Below are 16601 nucleotides of genomic sequence, written 5' to 3'. Positions count from 1 at the left end.
CACACCCGCCCCGGTTTCCTCAGGCGAATCGTTACTTGGCCACCCTTATGGATGATGAGGCTGCTCATCGGTCCCCCGCCTGTACGTGCGAAAACTAGTTTCGTCGCCGGAGGTGACCGAACCATGACGGCCTGTGCGATCGAGCCCACGGCGGCGGACGAGAACGGCGACGAGTGCGGGGACCCGCGGACCGACGGCACCGGGTGCGCGATCACCGCGGACGGGGCGTACGCCGCCCGTCTCGCCCCGGCCGGTGAGTGCCTGTTCCCGGAGCGGTGGACGCTGGACGGCCCCGAGCCGTACGCCGTGCCGCTGCCCGGCAACCAGCCGGAGGAGCCCGGCACCGAGGTGCAGCCGATGGGCGACGGGCGGGTGCTCATCCGGCGGCTGGTGGACGGGCGGCACACGTTCTCGCTGCTCTACCCGACCGGTCCGGGCACCGGTGAGCTGCCGCTCGGCGCGGTCGAGTGCCCGGACCCGGACACCCTGCTGCGGCTGCTGCCGCCCGCGCCGGGGGGCGAGAGGGCGTACGCGCTCGCCGTGGGCCGGCGCTCGACCGCCGTGTGGCTGGTGGCGGGCGGGGCGTTCGGGCCCGAGCAGCTCGCGATGGTCCCGGGGCGCTGCTCGGGCGGGGTCTGGCTGGACCGGGCCGGGCGGATGCTGGCGCTCGACCGGGAGGTCGGGGGGCGGACCAAGGCGATCGTGGTCGACCTGGAGCGGGACGGGGAGGTGTCGCCGCTGCTGCAGATCGCCGCGGACAGCGACGACCGGCTGCTCGCGGCCGATCCCGACAGCGGGCTGCTGCTGATCGGCTCGGACGCGCCGGCACCGGGCCGGGGGGAACGGCTGGGGTGGGGGGTCGTCGGGTCGACGCTGCCGGTGCGGTTCCCGGAGTGCCTGCGGCTGCCGGACTGCGCGGTGACGCCGTTCGCGATCCAGCCGGGGCAGGTGCTGATGCCGGAGAACTGCGGGGTGGCGCTGCGTGTCGACGGTCCGGCCGGCACCTGGTTCGCCGTGTGGCGGCCCGCGGACCGTCAGCTGCTCCAACTCCCGGCGCCCGAGGGCTGGTTGACGGGCGCCGGGCTGTGGACCGAGGACGGGGTGCTGCGCCTGCCGTACTCCACACGGGAGGTGCCGTGCGGGGTGGCGCGGTTCGCGGTGCCCAGGGGGGCGGGGGAGAACGGGGGCCCGGGGTCCGGGGGGATCCTCGGGGCTGCCGGGGGGACGGGGGAAACCGGGGGGACGGGGGGAACGGGGGACATGCGCCCGGGGGGTCCGGTCGGGGACGGGACGGGGGGTGCGCCTGGGGAGGCCGCGCCCGCACCGTCGCAGCCGTCACCGCCGGATCCTCCGGTGCCGGCGGCCCCGCGTCCGGTGCCGTTGCGGGAGGCGCCGCTCGAAGGCCGGGTGGCGGTCGGGTAACGAAGTGGCGCGGCTCGGTAACGAAGTCGTTCCGGACGGCGATCCGCCTCGCGCCACCCCCGGAACGGCTGGATAAGATCGCCGGGCTGTATGAAGGATCATGTTTCTACGGGGTGAAGTATCCGATGAGCGACACGAACAGCACGCAGACCACGTCTGCCGACACGCAGGACGCCTCCGGCCACGGCAAGCACCGGGGTCCGGTCTCGGTCCAGGACAGCGAGTCGGCCGCCCACGGCCGGCACCGCAAGCCGTCCGAGCAGGCCGAACAGTCCCGGTACGCGGCTGTCTGACGTCACGTCAGGCGCTGTGCGCCGCTACGCACGACACGGCCCCGCCCGTCGACCGACGGGCGGGGCCGCCGCGTTCCCGCGCCCCGGGGCGCGTCCGCCACACGTCCGCGGCAGAATCCGCCGGACAGGCCCTAGCGGTCGTGGTCCCGCTTGAGCCCGAGCACCTCCGCCGCCGCGAACGTCTCACCGTCCGGCCGCTCCGCGTAGTGCGGAGTGAGGACGGCGTCCAGCTCGTCGTAGCTGAAGAGGTCCTGCTTGCTGTCGAACTTGGCCTGGACGTGCGGGCGTTCGACGATCGCGACCATGCCGCCGTGCACCACGAGGAGCTGTCCGTTGATCCGCGCGGCGGCGGGTGACGCCAAGTAGCCGACGAGCGGGGCGACATGCTCGGGCGCGAGGGGGTCGAGGCCGTCGCCGTCCTGTCCGAACCCGGCGAAGACGTCCTCGGTCATCCGGGTGCGGGCGCGCGGGCAGATCGCGTTCGCGGTCACGCCGTACTTGGCCAGGGCGAGGGCCGTGGAGGTGGTGAGGCCGACGATCCCGCCTTTCGCCGCCGCGTAGTTGGGCTGCCCCGCCGAACCCGCGAGGTACGCCTCGGACGAGGTGTTCACGATCCGGCCGTACACCGGTGCGCCGCTCGCCTTGGAGCGCTCGCGCCAGTGCCGGGCCGCGAAGTGGGTCGTGTTGAAGTGGCCCTTGAGGTGGACCCGGATCACCGCGTCCCACTCGCCCTCCGTCATGGAGAAGACCATGCGGTCGCGCAGGATGCCCGCGTTGTTGACGAGGATGTCGAGCCTGCCGAACTCGGTGACCGCCGACTCGACGAGTTCCGCGGCCTGTTCGAAGTCGGCGACGTCCCCGGTGTGGGCGGTGGCCCGGCCGCCCGCCGCCCGGATCTCGGCGGCGACCTCCTCGGCGGGACCGGCGGAGGCCGCCCCCGAACCGTCCCGGCCCGGCTGCCCGTAGTCGTTGACGACGACGGCCGCGCCGAGCCGGCCGAGTTCCAGCGCCTCGGCCCGGCCGAGCCCGCGGCCGGCCCCGGTGACGATCGCGGAGAGGCCCTCAAGTGGCAGTGACATCAAGGTCCTTTCGGGGGAAGGGGACCCTCGGATCCCGGCCTTCGGATCCCGGCTCGCGGATCACGGGTGGCGGGTCCCGGGTGTCGGGTCCCTGGGCTCAGATCTCGATGCACGTGCGCAGGGCCGTCCCCTGGCGCATCTGGTCGAGGGCCTCGTTGATGTCGGCCAGCGGGACGCGGTGGGTGATCAGGCTCTCCAGGTCGACCCGGCCCGCGCGCCACAGGGCGATCGTGCGCTCGTAGGAACGCAGCACGTCTCCCCCGCCGTACATCGAGGGCAGGATGCGCTTCTCGTCGAAGAACAGCTCGAACATGCTGAGTTGGAGGTGGTCGTCCAGCGCGCCCGCGCCGACGACGACGAGGGTGCCGCCGCGGCGGGTGTTCTCGTAGGCGGTGCGGGCGGTGGCGGAGCGGCCGACGACCTCGAAGACGTAGTCGAACCCCTCGCCGCCGGTGACCTGTTGCTTGGCGTCGGGCAGTTCGTCCGGCGAGATCGCCTTCGTGGCACCGAACGTGAGCGCGGACTCGCGGCGCGAGGCGACCGGGTCGACGGCGACGATCTCGGCGGCGCCCTTGAGCCGGGCGCCCTGGATCGCGGAGATGCCGACGCCCCCGCAGCCGATCACGGCGACCGACGAACCGGCTTCCACGTCAGCGGTGTTGAGGGCGGCGCCGAGTCCGGTGGTGACGCCGCAGCCGATGAGGGCGGCGATGTCGAAGGGCACGTCGTCGGGGATCGGGACGGCGCAACCCGCGTCGACGACGACCTCCTCGGCGAAGGTGCCGGTGCCCGCGAAGCCGAAGACGTCACCGCCGGGGCGCTTGAAGTTGGGGGTGCCCGCGTTCATGAACCCGGCCAGGCACAGCTGGGTCTGGCCGCGCTTGCACGCGGGACACGCGCCGCAGGCGGGCAGCCAGCAGACGACGACCCGGTCACCGGGCTTCACGTGGGTGACGCCTTCGCCGACTTCGAGGATCTCCCCGGCGCCTTCGTGCCCGGGGACGAAGGGGGCGGGCTGTGGCAGTACGCCGGCCATCGCGGACAGGTCCGAGTGGCACAGCCCCGTGGCGCGCACCCGGATCCTGACCCTGCCCGGTCCGAACCCCGTCGACTCGACGTCGTCGAGGACTTCCAGCTTGTCCTGGCCTATCTCGTGCAGTACGGCTGCGCGCATGGTGCGGCTCCCCTCAAGTCCGGCCTGGTTCAGGAGTGTTCGACGATCGTGTCGGCGAGGACGGGAGCGTCGTCCCGCTCCACGGCGCTCACCGCCACCCGCACGGCGGCCTCGCCCTGCCGCCACATGCGGATCCGCAGCGTCTCGCCGGGGAACACGACCCCGACGAACCGCGTGTCGTAGGAGCGCACCCGGGTCACGTCGCCGTCGAGCAGGGTGTCGACGACCGCCTTGAGCGTCATGCCGTAGGTGCACAGGCCGTGCAGGATGGGCCGGTCGAAGCCGGCGGTCTTCGCGAACTCGGGGTCGGCGTGCAGCGGGTTCCAGTCGCCGGAGAGGCGGTAGAGGAGGGCCTGGTCCTCGCGGATGGGGCGCTCGACCATCTTGTCGGGTTCGCCCGTCGGGGGTTCGAGGCGGGCGGAGGGGCCGCGGTCGCCGCCGAAGCCGCCCTCTCCCCGCAGGAAGATCTGCGCGTCGCCGGTCCACAACGGGCCGTCGGCGTCGGCGACTTCGGTGCGCATGACGAGGACGGCCGCCTTGCCCTTGTCGTACACGGCGGCGATGCGCCCGGTGCTGGTCGCGGTGGACGTGGCCGGGATCGGGCGGTGCAGGCGCAGGGACTGAGCGCCGTGCAGGACGCTGGCGAGGTCGACCTCGATGCCGGGCATGGACAGGCCGCTGATGACGCCGGGCGAGCCGTTGCCCGCGACGGTGGCGAAGCTCGGCAGGACGTGCAGCCGGGACTCCAGGGTGTAGCGCAGCTCGTCGGGGTCGGTCGCGGGGATGCCCGCGCCGAGGCCGAGGTGGTAGAGCTGCACGTCCTTGGTGTTCCAGGAGATCTCTCCCGAGCGGGGTTCGGCGGCGAGTGCCTTGGCGGCGTCGATCGGCATGGGGCTCCTGTTCAGTGGTGGCGGAAGACCCCGGTGCGGCCGTCCGCACCGTCGGCCGCACCGAGGTCGTCACGGGCCGACCTAGAACGCGTTCCAGTCCGGCGCCCTTCTGTATAGCCGAGCGTCCCGCACTTGTGAAGGCTCCTGACGGTGCGTCAGGTGAGTGTCGGCGCCGCGGCCCGGGACATTTGTCCTGCCCGAGTCCGTACATGCGCATCTGCCGGGCGAGGGCGGCGGATCCGTAGCGTCGTAGCCATGACACAGACAGGTGGGGCAGCGGGCGGGACGGTGGACCGAACCGAGCGGGCCGTGTCGTTCACGGGGGCGGTCAAGACCTTCGGCGCGGTACGGGCCGTGGACGGGGTGGACCTGGAGATCGGGCGCGGCGAGACGGTCGCGCTGCTGGGCCGCAACGGCGCGGGCAAGTCGACGACGATCTCCCTGCTGCTCGGGCTGAACGCGCCCGACGCCGGCACGGTCGAACTCTTCGGCGCCGCACCGGAGTCGGCCGTACGCGACGGCCTGGTCGGGGCGATGCTCCAGGAGGCGCGGGCGGTGCCCCGGGTCACCGTGGGCGAGCTGGTGGGTTTCGTCGCCCGGCGCTATCCGGCGCCGATGCCGGTGGCGCGGGCGCTGGAGCTGGCCGGGATCGGCGACCTGGCGGGACGGCGGGTGGACCGGCTGTCGGGCGGCCAGACGCAGCGCGTGCGGTTCGCCGTGGCGCTGGCCGGGAACCCGTCGCTGCTCGTCCTCGACGAGCCGACCGCGGCGCTGGACGTGGAGGCGCGGCACGCGTTCTGGCGGTCGATGCGGGCGTACGCCCGGCGCGGGCACACCGTGCTGTTCTCCACGCACTACCTGGAGGAGGCGGACGCGCACGCCGACCGGATCGTCGTCATCGACCGCGGCCGGATCGTCGCGGACGGCACCGGCGAGCAGCTCAAGCGGGCGGCGGGCGGCAGCCTCGTCTCCTTCGACCTGGCCGGCCGCGCCACCGACGACCTGGCCCTGCTGCCCGGCGTCCGGTCCCTCGAAGTGCGCGGCGACCGCGCGCTGCTGCGCACCGACGACTCGGACGCGACCGTGATCGCCCTCGCCGCCCGCGACGCGATCCGCGGCCTTGAGGTCACCCCGGCCTCCCTCGACGACGCGTTCCTGACGCTGACGTCCCATGAACTCGGATCGGAACTGGAGACGGTGTGATGTTCGACTACCTGCGGCTCGAAGTACGCCGGACCCTGCGCGACGCCGGTTTCGTCATCGGCGGGATCGCGATGCCGGTGATGATGTACCTGCTCTTCACGAACCTCGGCGGCGACGACAGCGGCTACAAGGCCACGGCGATGGTCGGCATGGCCGCCTACGGTGCCGTCGGCTCCGCCCTCAACACCGGCGGCGGGGTCGCCGAGGACCGGGCGATCGGCTGGCTGCGGCAGTTGCGGGTGACCCCGATGACCCCGCGGCAGGTCGTCGTCGGCCGCGCGCTGACCGGTTCGGTGACGGTGCTGCCCGCGATCGTCGCGGTGCTCGCGGCGGGCGGCCTGGTGAACGGCGTACGGCTCGACGCCTGGCAGTGGGCGGCGATCGCGCTGCTGCTGTGGCTCGGCTCGATCCCCTTCACCCTGCTCGGCCTGGGCAACGGTTACGGGCTCACCTCCCAGACCACCGGGGTCGCGAACATGGCCTGCACCATGGGGCTCGCGGTGGTCGGCGGCCTGTGGTTCCCGATCAGTCTGTTCCCCGGCTGGCTGCGCGCGATCTCGACGTACACCCCCACCAACCGCTTCGCCCAGCTCGGCACCTCCGTCGCCGACGGGCACGCCCCGGCACTCGGCGCGATCGTGGTACTGACGGCTTGGCTGCTCGCGTTCGGTTCGTACGCTGTCCTGGCGTACCGCCGGACCGGGCGGACCGTGTGACCGGGGGAGCGGGACGGATGCGCTGGACACGAGGGATCACCCACCAGCTGCGCGCCTGGCGGACGGCGCGGGCCGACTGGAAGGCCGACATGGAGCGGTACAAGGCCGCCGAGAAGGAGGCCCGCAGATCCGGCGGGAAGATGCCCGACCAGCCCGGTCCGCCGCCCACCGGCTTCGCGCTGCTGCCGTGGCTGCTGATGGGGATGGGCTCCTTCTCCAACCTCCTCCAGGGCAAGACCGCCAACCCCTGGATCGGCGCCCTGGGCCTGCTCGCCTTCAACTCCCTCTACATCTACGTCGTGTTCCGCGCCTTCGTGAAGGTCACGCGCGAGGCGGTCTCGACCCGGGTCGCGCTCGGCGTGATGTGCGTGATCACCTGCGGTCTCGCCGCGGGCTACGGCGGCAGCTGGCTGTACTTCTTCCCGCTGCTCGGCCTCGCCACCGGTGCCGTGCTGCGCGGCCCGTGGCTCGGCAGGACCGGCATCGCGCTGGCCGCGCTGGCGGGTGCCGTCTCCGGTGTCCGGGCGGGCACGGACGCCATCAACATCGCGTACGGCACGTTCCTGTCCACGATGGTGACCGCGGCGATCCTCTCCCTCTCCGAGGCGGTACGCGAACTGCGCGCGGCACGCGAGGAGTTGGCGCGCCGCGCGGTCGAGAAGGAACGGATGCGGTTCTCCCGCGACCTGCACGACCTGCTCGGCCACACCCTCTCGGTGATCGTGGTGAAGTCGGAGGCGGCCCGGCGGCTCGCGCCCCGGGACATGGACGCCGCGCTCGGCCAGATCACCGACATCGAGGCCGTGGGCCGGCAGGCGCTCACCGAGATCCGCGAGGCCGTCACCGGCTACCGCGAGGGCAGCCTCGCCACCGAGCTGGACCGCGCCCGCTCCGCCCTGACCGCCGCCGACATCGACCCGGTGGTCCGCCAGTCGGGCCCGCCGCTGACCCCGCAGAACGAGGCCCTGCTCGGCTGGGTGGTCCGCGAGGCGGTCACCAACGCCGTTCGGCACAGCGGCGCGACGCGCTGCGAGATCACGGTCGACGGCATCCTGGACCGGGTGCGGCTGACGGTCGCGGACGACGGGCCGGGCACCGGGGACGCCCCGGCGGCCGACTCCGCCGAGGGCATCGGCGGAACCGGCCTCAAGGGCCTCACCGAACGCCTCGCGACGGCGGGCGGCTCCCTGCGAGCCGGCCCGTCGCCGCGCGGCGGTTTCACGGTCACCGCCGAACTCCCGGTGGAGACAGCGGAGTTGACGTCCTCCTTCGTGACTACGGCGCCCAGGGAGCCGTGACGGCCCAACTCACGTCGTCCGTCCACGAGGTGGCGCTGTCGAAGGCGTTCGAGCCGCCGTCGCTCGCGATGTAGACGGTGTAGTCGTAGTGCCGGAGATACCTGGTCGGGTAGTTGTACGACGCGAACGAGGTGCCCGTGCCGCTCTTCCCGGTCGAGGCGCAGAAGGTGGCGTCCTGTCTGAACTGGGCGGTGCCGACCATGGGTTGGCGGTAGAGCTGGTAGTTGTAGTGGCGCAGGAAGTCGCCGGGATAGTTCCGCGACTCGAACGAGTAGCAGGAGCTGTCGGCGAGTCCCCGGCGGACGATCCAGGTGGCGTCGCCCTTGTCGAGCGCCGCGCTGCTCGACGTGATGGCCGAGAGGACCGCCGCGTTGTTCTGGTGGCGGATGTAGTCGGCGGTGCAGCACGCGGTGGTGGCCCGCAGCGAGATCTCCGAACCGGCCGCGAGCGTCCCGGTGGTGCCGGTCGAGCCGCCGTAGCCGACGGACACGATGTTCGCCTGTACGGAGTTGTCGGCCGCGTCGGTCGGGATGCCGGCGGTCATGACGCCCTCGAAGAACGAGCCGATGGAGCCGTTGCTGTTGTCCCCGCCGGTGCCGAGGACGATCGCGCCCTCCTGATGCATGGGCGAGTAACCGTTCGTGGTGGGTTCACCCCCGGAATAGGTGGTCGTGAGACTCCCCGACTGCGCGTTTCCGTATTTCAGTGCGAAATGGTCCTGACCGTTGTTTTTCAGCAAAGCGGTGACGAACGGCATCGCTCCGGTGCCGGTGTTCGCGGTGTTCTTGCTGTACCCGGAGTCCGACTGGAACAGCCCGTTCTCCAGGTCGGCCTGCACCCAGGGGCCGCCGCCGTAGCAGGGCGAGAACCAGCACTCCGTACCGAAGTTGATCGCGTCCATGTGGCCGTTGCCGGTGTCCTTGTTGTTCGTCTCCGCGTTGCCGTAGTCGAAGCAGCAGCTGCCGTTGACGTGCGTGCCGGACGTCACCATGTACATCCCCTCGGCGGCGCCGTTGGTGGCCACGCCCGAGGTCGCGTTGTCCCGGTAGCCCATGCCGGCCGAGATCTCCAGGCCGTAGACCTGGTGCCCGCCGACCGTCACCGGCAGCGCGTCCGCGGGCGCCCCGACATCGGCCGCGCCGGCCCCGCCCGCGCCCTCGACCGTGAGGTCGTTGTGGCGCGCGGACTGGTCGTAGATCTTCGTGATGATGCACGTCGTGCCCGAACAGAACGCGTCCTGCGCCGCCGCGTTGGCGTACCCCCCGGCCGTCAGCAGGCCGATGTTGGCGGTGGCGCTGTCGGAGGCCCGCTGCACCTGGTACAGCGAGCCGTTGTACGACGAGTAGAGCGCCCGGACGAGACTGTGCGCGGCGACGCACGGGGTGCCGGCGGTGGCGTAGATGTCGCAGGGCAGCGACCCGGCGGCCGACGCCTGCGGCACGCCGACGGCCAGCGCGAGGACGGTGACGAGCGCGGACAGGGCGGCGAGGGCGGCGTTTCTCAGCCGGCGCGGCCGGGTGCGGAGGAATCGCGTGAACACGGTGCACCTCATTCCAGTGGGGGTGGGCGGGACGGGTGAGGGGTCGGGTGGGGGGCGGATGGGAGTGGCTGGTCGAAATGCCGAACGTCGTTCGATCGACATACCGAACCCATTCGCGATCGAAATGTCGAACCGTCGAAAGATTGTCGAAAGGTTTCCGGAAACAGCCCGGTGCGAGGAATTCCAAAGCGATTGCGGAATGCCGAGGCGATTGTTTGCCCGCGGCCGGGGACCGTCAAGACTCACGGACGCGAACAATGAAGAGTCTTTGACAACCGCCGCGGGCCTTACCCTTGCCCCGTGGATGAGATGCCCCGGGACCACCGGCCCGCCAAGTCCGTCAGAGTGCTGCTCGCCGAGGACCAGGGCATGATGCGCGGCGCGCTCGCCCTGCTGCTCGGCATGGAGGCGGACCTGGAGGTCGTCGCGCAGGTCGGCCGGGGTGACACGATCGTGGACGCCGCCCTGACCCACCGCCCCGACGTCGCCCTCCTCGACATCGAACTCCCCGGCATGAGCGGCCTCGACGCCGCCGCCGAACTCCGCGAACAGGCCCCCGACTGCCGGGTGTTGATCCTCACGACCTTCGGCCGCCCCGGCTATCTGCGCCGGGCGATGGAGGCGGGCGCGGCGGGCTTCCTGGTGAAGGACGGTCCCGTGGAGGACCTGGCTGCCGCGATCCGGCGGGTCCTGACCGGTGAGACGGTCATCGACCCGGCCCTGGCCGCCGCCGCGCTGAGCGCCGGCCCGAACCCGCTCACCGCCCGCGAGTGCGACGTCCTCAAGGCCTCGGTGGACGGCGCGACGGTCTCCGACATCGCGACGCAGCTCCACCTCTCCGAGTCGACGGTCCGCAACTACCTCTCGTCGGCGATCGGCAAGACAGGAACCCGCAACCGCATGGAGGCCATGCGGGAGGCCCGCCAACAGGGCTGGCTGTAGGTCCTGGGCCGCCTCCGCCAGGAAGCGTGGGCCGGCCCGGTGTCCCGGCGCTCCGCGGACGCCCGCCACCCTCAAGCCCGTGAAGGCTCCTTCCGCCCGACCGGCAGGATTCCCTCATGGCCGCGGAGGGCTTCGTCACCGTCGGACGGCCGCCCGCAACAGCGTCACCACGGCCGCCCCGCCCAGTCCGATGTTGTGGGCGAGCCCGACCTCGGCCCCCGGCACCTGCCGCTCCCCCGCGGTCCCCCTCAACTGCCAGACCAGCTCGGCGACCTGGGCGATCCCGGTGGCGCCCAGCGGATGCCCCTTGGAGATCAGTCCGCCGGACGGGTTCACGACCCACCGCCCGCCGTACGTGGTGGCCCCGGACTCGACGAGCTTCCCGGACTCCCCCGGCGCGCACATGCCGAGCGCCTCGTAGGTCAGCAGTTCGTTGACCGAGAAGCAGTCGTGGAGTTCCACGACGTCCACGTCCTCGATGCCGAGTCCCGACCGTTCGTAGACCTGGCGGGCCGCGGCCCGGGACATGGGCTGCCCGACGACGTCGATGCACGAACCGGACGCGAAGGACTCCTCCGTGTCGGTGGTCATCGCCTGGGCGGCGATCTCGACGAGCGGACCCGCGCCGGGGGCCGCCCCCAGTCCCCGTTCCGCCGCGAACCGCTCCGACACCACGACCGCCGCGGCCGCTCCGTCCGACGTCGGCGAGCACTGCAGCTTCGTCAGCGGCCGGTGCACCGTCCGCGCCGCAAGGATGTCGTCGACGTCGTACACGTCACGGAACTGGGCGTACGGATTGTGCGCGGAGTGCCGGTGGTTCTTCGCGGCGACGGCGGCGAGCTGTGCCTCGGTCGTGCCGTGCCGCTCCATGTGCTCGCGGGCCGCGTCGCCGAAGATCTGGGCGGTGGGCGGGGTCGCCTCGAAGCCGTGGCGGGCGGCCATGACGCCGTAGTGCCGGGCGACGGGGGACGTGGCGAAGTCGCCGCCGTCCGCTCCGCCGCCGAGCGAGCCCCGCTTCATCTTCTCGAAGCCCAGCGCGAGGACGCAGTCCGCGGCCCCGCCCTCGACCAGTTGCCGGGCGAGCATCAGGGCGGTCGAGCCGGTGGCGCAGTTGTTGTTGACGTTGTAGACGGGGATGCCGGTGAGACCTAGCTCATACGCGGCGCGCTGGCCGGCGGTGGAGGGCTGGAAGCAGTAGCCGACAGGAACCTGTTCCACGTCCGTGTAGGAGATCCCGGCGTCCGCGAGGGCGGTGTTCCCGGCCTCCCGCACCATGTCCCAGTACTGCCACTCCCGGGTCTCTGGCTTCTCGAACCTGGTCATCCCGACGCCTGCGACATAGGCCTTCATGGCGGGCGAGGTTAGAACACGTTCCACTGAAAGACCAGACCTGACGGCATGTCAGATATCCATGGGACGGTCAAGGATTCGTTAGTACGCCGAAGCATCGGAATAGTTGCCCGTGCATACGAGGTTTACCGTGCACTTATCCCGCACGGATCACCCCACCCTTACGGCCTGGAGGCCCTACTCCATGACGCACACGTCGACCGACCAGCCCGCACGGAGGCCGTCCGGCGCCGTCGTGCCGGTGCTCGCCTTCGCGGGCATCGTTGTCGCGGTGATGCAGACCCTGCTCGTCCCGGTCATCAAGGACCTGCCGCAGCTGCTGAGCACCGAGCCCAGCAACGCCACCTGGGTCCTGACCTCGACTCTTCTCTCCGGAGCCGTCGCCACGCCGATCATGGGCCGCCTCGGCGACCTCTACGGCAAGCGCCGGATGCTGATCACCAGCCTGGCCGTGATGGTCGCGGGCGCACTGGTCAGCGCCCTCACCAGCGATCTGCTCACGATGATCGCGGGCCGTGCGCTGCAAGGCTTCGCGATGGGCGCGATACCCCTCGGCATCGGCCTGATGCGCGACATGCTGCCCCGCGAGAAGCTCGGCTCGGCGATGGCGCTGATGAGTTCCTCGATCGGCGTCGGCGGCGGTCTCGCGCTGCCGCTGGCCGCCCTGGTCGCCCAGCACGCCGACTGGCACGCCCTCTTCTACGGCGCCGCCGGCCTCGGTGTCCTCGCGATCGGCCTCACCCTCCTCGTCGTACCGGAATCCCCCATGCGCGCCGAGGGCACCTTCGACGTGCTCGGCGCGATCGGTCTCTCCGCGGGCCTGGTCCTCTTCCTCCTGCCCATCACCAAGGGCAGCGACTGGGGCTGGACCTCCGGCACCACCCTCGGACTGTTCGCCGCGGCGGCCGTCGTCCTGCTGCTGTGGGGCGTGATGGAGCTGCGTCTGAAGGCGCCGCTGGTCGACCTGCGCACCACCGCCCGCCCGGCGGTCCTCTTCACCAACCTCGCCTCGATCATGGTCGGTGTCTCCTTCTACGTCGTCTCCCTCGTGCTGCCGCAGCTCCTCCAGCTGCCGAAGTCCACGGGCTACGGTCTCGGGCAGTCGATGGTCAGCGCCGGTCTGCTGGTCGCGCCGCTCGGTCTGACGATGATGTTCACGGCCCCCGTCTACGCCCGTCTGTCGGCGAAGTACGGGCCGAAGGTCACCCTGATCCTCGGCATGCTGATCATCGGTGTCGGCTACGGCGCCGGGCTCGGCCTGATGAGCGCGGCCTGGCAGTCCCTGGTCATCGCCGTCGTTCTCGGCGCGGGGATCGGGCTCGCGTACTCGTCGCTGCCCGCGTTGATCGTCGGCGCCGTGCCCGCCTCCGAGACCGGAGCGGCCAACGGCCTCAACACCCTGATGCGGTCCATCGGTACGTCCGTCTCCAGCGCGGTGATCGGCATGGTGCTGGCGAACACCGCGCACCACGTGGGCGGGGTCGCCGTCCCGACCATGCACGGGTTCCGCGTGTCGTTCCTGATCGCGACGGCCGCGGTGGCCGTCGGTCTGCTGATGGCGCTGTTCCTCCCGAAGCCGAACCGGGCGCCTCAGTTGAACTTCAGCAGTGAGGAGGAGGCGAACCTGGAGCGGGCCGAGGAGGCTCTCCGGGGGTTCCGGGGGCGGGTGCTGAGTGCGGACGGCGTTCCTGTCGCCCGCGCCAAGGTCACGCTGATCGACCGGCGGGGGCGGCAGGCGGGGGCGACGTTGTCCTCCGAGGACGGGAGTTACGTGCTCGCCGTGCCCGCTCAGGGCGCGTACGTGGTGGCCGCGCGGGCGGTGGGACACGGGCCGCTCGCCTCGTCCGCGACGCACGGTGGGCAGGAGATCCCGGTGGACCTGGATCTCGCTCTGCCCGGCGAGACGGTCAGCGCGTAGTCGGTAGGTTGTCGGGTGCGGGTGCGTGGGAGCCGGTCGTACGGTTCCCCGCGCCCCTCACCCGCACCTGCCCAGCGCACCCCTGCCGAGAGGAACCCCATGTCACCGGCGCCCAAGCCCGCCGTCCTCGCCGCGTTCGAGGCGGCCAGGGGATTCATGCCGGTCGACGAGGGGCTCGCCCTGCACGCCGCCGCCGTGGAGGCCGGACGCCTCGGTCTTCCCCTTCTCGAGGTCGGGACGTACTGCGGCCGGTCCACGATCCTCCTCGCCGACGCGGCCCGTGAGGCCGGTGTCACCGCGCTCACCCTGGATCATCACCGGGGCAGCGAGGAGCAGCAGCCGGGGTGGGAGTACCACGACCCGGAGACCGTCGACCCGGAGATCGGGCTGATGGACACGCTGCCGACGTTCCGGCGCACGCTGCACCGGGCGGGGCTGGAGGAGCACGTGGTGGCCCTCGTCGGGCGCTCGCCCCAGATCGCGCGGATCTGGGGCACCCCCCTCGCCCTCGTCTTCATCGACGGCGGCCACACCGACGAGCACGCGAACGGGGACTACGAGGGCTGGGCGCCCCATGTCGCCGAGGGCGGGCTGCTGGTCATCCATGACGTGTTCCCGGACCCGGTGGACGAGTTCACCGGGCAGGCGCCGTACCGGGTGTATCTGCGGGCGCTGGAGTCCGGCGCGTTCACGGAGGTGTCGGTGAGCGGCTCGCTGCGGGTCCTGCGCCGCACCGGCAGCGGTGTCTGAGGTCAGCCGGGCAGTCCGGCCAGCCAGTCGGTGAGGTGCTGGTTGACCTCCGCCGGGCGTTCCTGCTGGATCCAGTGGCCGCAGCCCTCCAGGATGTGCGAGCCGCGCAGGCCGGGCAGGGTCGTCGGGTACGCGGCGATGGCGTCGGAGAGCCAGGTGGTGGAGGCGTCCAGGGAACCGCCGAGGAACAGGGACGGCTGGGTGACGGGTGCGCCGTCGTGGGCCGCCAGGTCCTCCCAGTCGCGGTCCATGTTGCGGTAGCGGTTGAGCGCGGCGGTCAGGCCCGTGCGCTCGAACTCCCCGGCGTAGACGTCGAGTTCGTCCGTGCCCAGCCAGGCGGGTGTCGTCGCCGGGAAGCGGTCGCGGAGGGTTCCGCCGTCGCCCCGGCCGACGAAGTGCGGGTCGGGGGCGCCGGGTGCGGGCATCGTGTCGGCGGAGAACGCGGCGTAGAAACCGGCGAGCCAGCCCCGTACGTCCGGTTCGATCTCCGCCTCCGCCCGGCCGGGCTCCTGGAAGTAGGAGACGTAGAACTCCTCGTCCCCGCCCATTCCCGCGAAGATCTCGCCGGGCCGCGGTCCGCCGCGCGGGGTGTAGGGGACGCTCAGCAGTCCGACGGCGTGGAAGACGTCGGGGCGCAGGAGGGCGGAGTGGGCGGCGATGCCCGCGCCCCAGTCGTGGCCGACGATCGCCGCGGACCGCTCGCCCAGCGCGTGGACGACCGCGACGGCGTCCTCCACGAGGTCGAGCATGCGGTACGCCGACACGTCGTCCGGCCGTGACGAGCGGCCGTAGCCCCGCACGTCCACGGCCACCGCGCGGTGGCCGGCCGCGGCGAGGGCGGGAAGCTGGTGGCGCCACGAGTACCAGGACTCCGGGAAGCCGTGCACCAGCAGGACCAGCGGGCCGGTGCCCTGTTCGGCGAGGTGGATGCGGCCGGCGGGGCCGGGCACGAGCCGGTGTGTGACGTCCTTGAGCATCGTCTTGCGTCCTCCGGGTCGGGGGCTGGTCCCTCGATCGTCGGACGGGGGCGGGGACGCGCGCGACTCCTGTTGCCGGTTCGGCAAACCCGCCCGGCGAGGCGGCTAGGGTGGCTCCGTGTCGTACGTAGGTCCGGACTTCGATCCCCCACAGCCCCGCCGTCCCCGCCGGGGGCCCCTGACCGTGGCGCTGGCCGCGCTGGTCCCGGGAGCCCTGATCGGATGGTTCGTGTACGAGGCCGTCGGCGCCCCGGGCGACAGCTCGGGCCGTGCGGCGGGCAGCACGTCCTCCGCCTCCGCCCCGGCCGGTGCGGCCCTCTCCCCCTCGGGCACCGCGTCCAACGACGACAAGCCGCCGGGGCCGAGTCCCCTCAAGGGCAAGGTCGTCGTCATCGACCCCGGGCACAACGTCACCAACTTCCAGCACTCCGCCGAGATCAACCGCAAGGTGGACATCGGCACGAACTGGAAGGAGTGCGACACGACCGGGACGTCGACCAACGCGGGGTACGCGGAAGCCCAGTTCACGATGGACGTGTCGCACCGGCTGAAGACGCTGCTCGAACGGCAGGGCGTCACGGTGACGTTGACGCACGACGGCGACTCCCCCGCCTGGGGACCGTGCGTGGACCAGCGGGCCCGGATCGGGAACGACGCGCACGCGGACGCGGCGATCTCCATCCACGCGGACGGCGCACCGGTCGGCGACCGCGGCTTCCATGTGATCCTGCCGGGCTCCGTGCACGCGGGCTCCGCCGACACCCGCGCCATCGTCGGCCCCTCCGCCGCCCTCGGCCGGGGCATCGCGGGCGACTACCGTCGCGCGACGGGCGAACCGTTCTCCAATTACATCGGCGAAGGCACCGGTCTCGTCACGCGTAAGGACCTGGGCGGTCTCAATCTGTCAACGGTTCCCAAGGTATTCATCGAGTGCGGCAACATGCGCGATAGCAAGGATGCCGCACTACTGACGAACAGCGCCTGGCGACAGAAGGCGGCGCAGGGAATCTCTGAGGGAATCGTGAGTTTCCTGCGCGGGTAACGATCAG

Annotated in this window: 15 protein-coding genes; 9 read left to right on the top strand and 6 right to left on the bottom strand. The window is 71.9% G+C overall.

Annotated features, from left to right (window positions below):
• The first annotated feature begins 123 nt into the window (after window positions 1–123).
• Together ACIPTO_RS14820 and ACIPTO_RS14815 are read left to right on the top strand one after the other, a co-directional pair.
• Entirely contained in the window at window positions 124–1422 is a 1299-nt protein-coding gene (locus tag ACIPTO_RS14820) for a hypothetical protein (protein ID WP_401191814.1), read from the top strand.
• A gap of 125 nt (window positions 1423–1547) precedes the next feature.
• Complete coding sequence (locus tag ACIPTO_RS14815) at window positions 1548–1715, top strand: hypothetical protein (protein WP_366314103.1); 168 nt, start codon at window positions 1548–1550, stop codon at window positions 1713–1715.
• A 131-nt stretch (window positions 1716–1846) separates the two neighbouring features.
• Here the strand turns inward: ACIPTO_RS14815 and ACIPTO_RS14810 are convergent, their stop codons facing one another.
• The 3 genes from ACIPTO_RS14810 to ACIPTO_RS14800 all read right to left on the bottom strand — a co-directional run bounded on the left by ACIPTO_RS14810 (window position 1847) and on the right by ACIPTO_RS14800 (window position 4858).
• Window positions 1847–2794: a 3-oxoacyl-ACP reductase gene (locus ACIPTO_RS14810; RefSeq protein ID WP_366314101.1), complete on the bottom strand. Its 948-nt coding sequence runs from the start codon at window positions 2792–2794 to the stop codon at window positions 1847–1849.
• A gap of 97 nt (window positions 2795–2891) precedes the next feature.
• Window positions 2892–3968, bottom strand: coding sequence for a Zn-dependent alcohol dehydrogenase (locus ACIPTO_RS14805; protein WP_366314099.1), 1077 nt, complete (start codon window positions 3966–3968; stop codon window positions 2892–2894).
• Between the two features lie 29 nt (window positions 3969–3997).
• Window positions 3998–4858 carry a MaoC/PaaZ C-terminal domain-containing protein gene (locus ACIPTO_RS14800; protein ID WP_401191811.1) on the bottom strand — a complete coding sequence of 287 codons (861 nt, stop codon included), beginning with the start codon at window positions 4856–4858 and terminating at the stop codon, window positions 3998–4000.
• Window positions 4859–5113: 255 nt separating this feature from the next.
• Between ACIPTO_RS14800 and ACIPTO_RS14795 the strand changes: the two genes are divergently transcribed.
• The 3 genes from ACIPTO_RS14795 to ACIPTO_RS14785 are packed head-to-tail and all read left to right on the top strand — an operon-like array spanning window position 5114 to window position 8075.
• A complete protein-coding gene (locus tag ACIPTO_RS14795; RefSeq protein ID WP_401191808.1) occupies window positions 5114–6061 on the top strand; it encodes an ABC transporter ATP-binding protein in 948 nt (315 codons plus the stop codon).
• Window positions 6061–6777, top strand: coding sequence for an ABC transporter permease (locus ACIPTO_RS14790; RefSeq protein WP_401191806.1), 717 nt, complete (start codon window positions 6061–6063; stop codon window positions 6775–6777). The genes ACIPTO_RS14795 and ACIPTO_RS14790 overlap by 1 nt, the downstream gene beginning before the upstream one ends.
• 17 nt (window positions 6778–6794) lie before the next feature.
• The gene (locus ACIPTO_RS14785) at window positions 6795–8075 is read left to right on the top strand and encodes a sensor histidine kinase (RefSeq protein ID WP_401191803.1); all 1281 of its coding nucleotides are present in this window, start codon (window positions 6795–6797) and stop codon (window positions 8073–8075) included.
• On the opposite strand, the gene ACIPTO_RS14780 is transcribed toward ACIPTO_RS14785, so the two are convergent.
• On the bottom strand, window positions 8053–9615 hold the full coding sequence (locus ACIPTO_RS14780) for an alpha-L-arabinofuranosidase B (RefSeq protein ID WP_401191800.1): 1563 nt from the start codon (window positions 9613–9615) through the stop codon (window positions 8053–8055). The two genes, ACIPTO_RS14785 and ACIPTO_RS14780, sit on opposite strands and share 23 nt — an antisense overlap.
• A 309-nt stretch (window positions 9616–9924) precedes the next feature.
• Between ACIPTO_RS14780 and ACIPTO_RS14775 the strand changes: the two genes are divergently transcribed.
• Window positions 9925–10557, top strand: coding sequence for a response regulator transcription factor (locus ACIPTO_RS14775; protein ID WP_266776328.1), 633 nt, complete (start codon window positions 9925–9927; stop codon window positions 10555–10557).
• 135 nt (window positions 10558–10692) lie between these two features.
• On the opposite strand, the gene ACIPTO_RS14770 is transcribed toward ACIPTO_RS14775, so the two are convergent.
• The gene (locus tag ACIPTO_RS14770; protein ID WP_401191797.1) at window positions 10693–11907 is read right to left on the bottom strand and encodes a lipid-transfer protein; all 1215 of its coding nucleotides are present in this window, start codon (window positions 11905–11907) and stop codon (window positions 10693–10695) included.
• A 184-nt stretch (window positions 11908–12091) separates the two neighbouring features.
• On the opposite strand from ACIPTO_RS14770, the gene ACIPTO_RS14765 reads away from it, so the two are divergent.
• A complete protein-coding gene (locus ACIPTO_RS14765) occupies window positions 12092–13825 on the top strand; it encodes an MFS transporter (protein ID WP_366314087.1) in 1734 nt (577 codons plus the stop codon).
• Between the two features lie 99 nt (window positions 13826–13924).
• A complete protein-coding gene (locus ACIPTO_RS14760; RefSeq protein WP_366314085.1) occupies window positions 13925–14575 on the top strand; it encodes a class I SAM-dependent methyltransferase in 651 nt (216 codons plus the stop codon).
• Between the two features lie 2 nt (window positions 14576–14577).
• Here ACIPTO_RS14760 and ACIPTO_RS14755 read toward each other — a convergent pair whose 3' ends face one another.
• Entirely contained in the window at window positions 14578–15552 is a 975-nt protein-coding gene (locus ACIPTO_RS14755; RefSeq protein WP_401191793.1) for an alpha/beta fold hydrolase, read from the bottom strand.
• 118 nt (window positions 15553–15670) lie between these two features.
• Between ACIPTO_RS14755 and ACIPTO_RS14750 the strand changes: the two genes are divergently transcribed.
• Window positions 15671–16594, top strand: a complete 924-nt coding sequence (locus tag ACIPTO_RS14750; RefSeq protein WP_401191791.1) for an N-acetylmuramoyl-L-alanine amidase — start codon at window positions 15671–15673, stop codon at window positions 16592–16594.
• Window positions 16595–16601: the final 7 nt, after the last annotated feature.

It is taken from the genome of Streptomyces sp. NPDC090083 (genome assembly GCF_044747445.1).
Lineage (GTDB): Bacteria > Actinomycetota > Actinomycetes > Streptomycetales > Streptomycetaceae > Streptomyces.
Note: the sequence above shows the minus strand (reverse complement) of the source record. Positions and strands in the feature narration are given on the sequence as shown.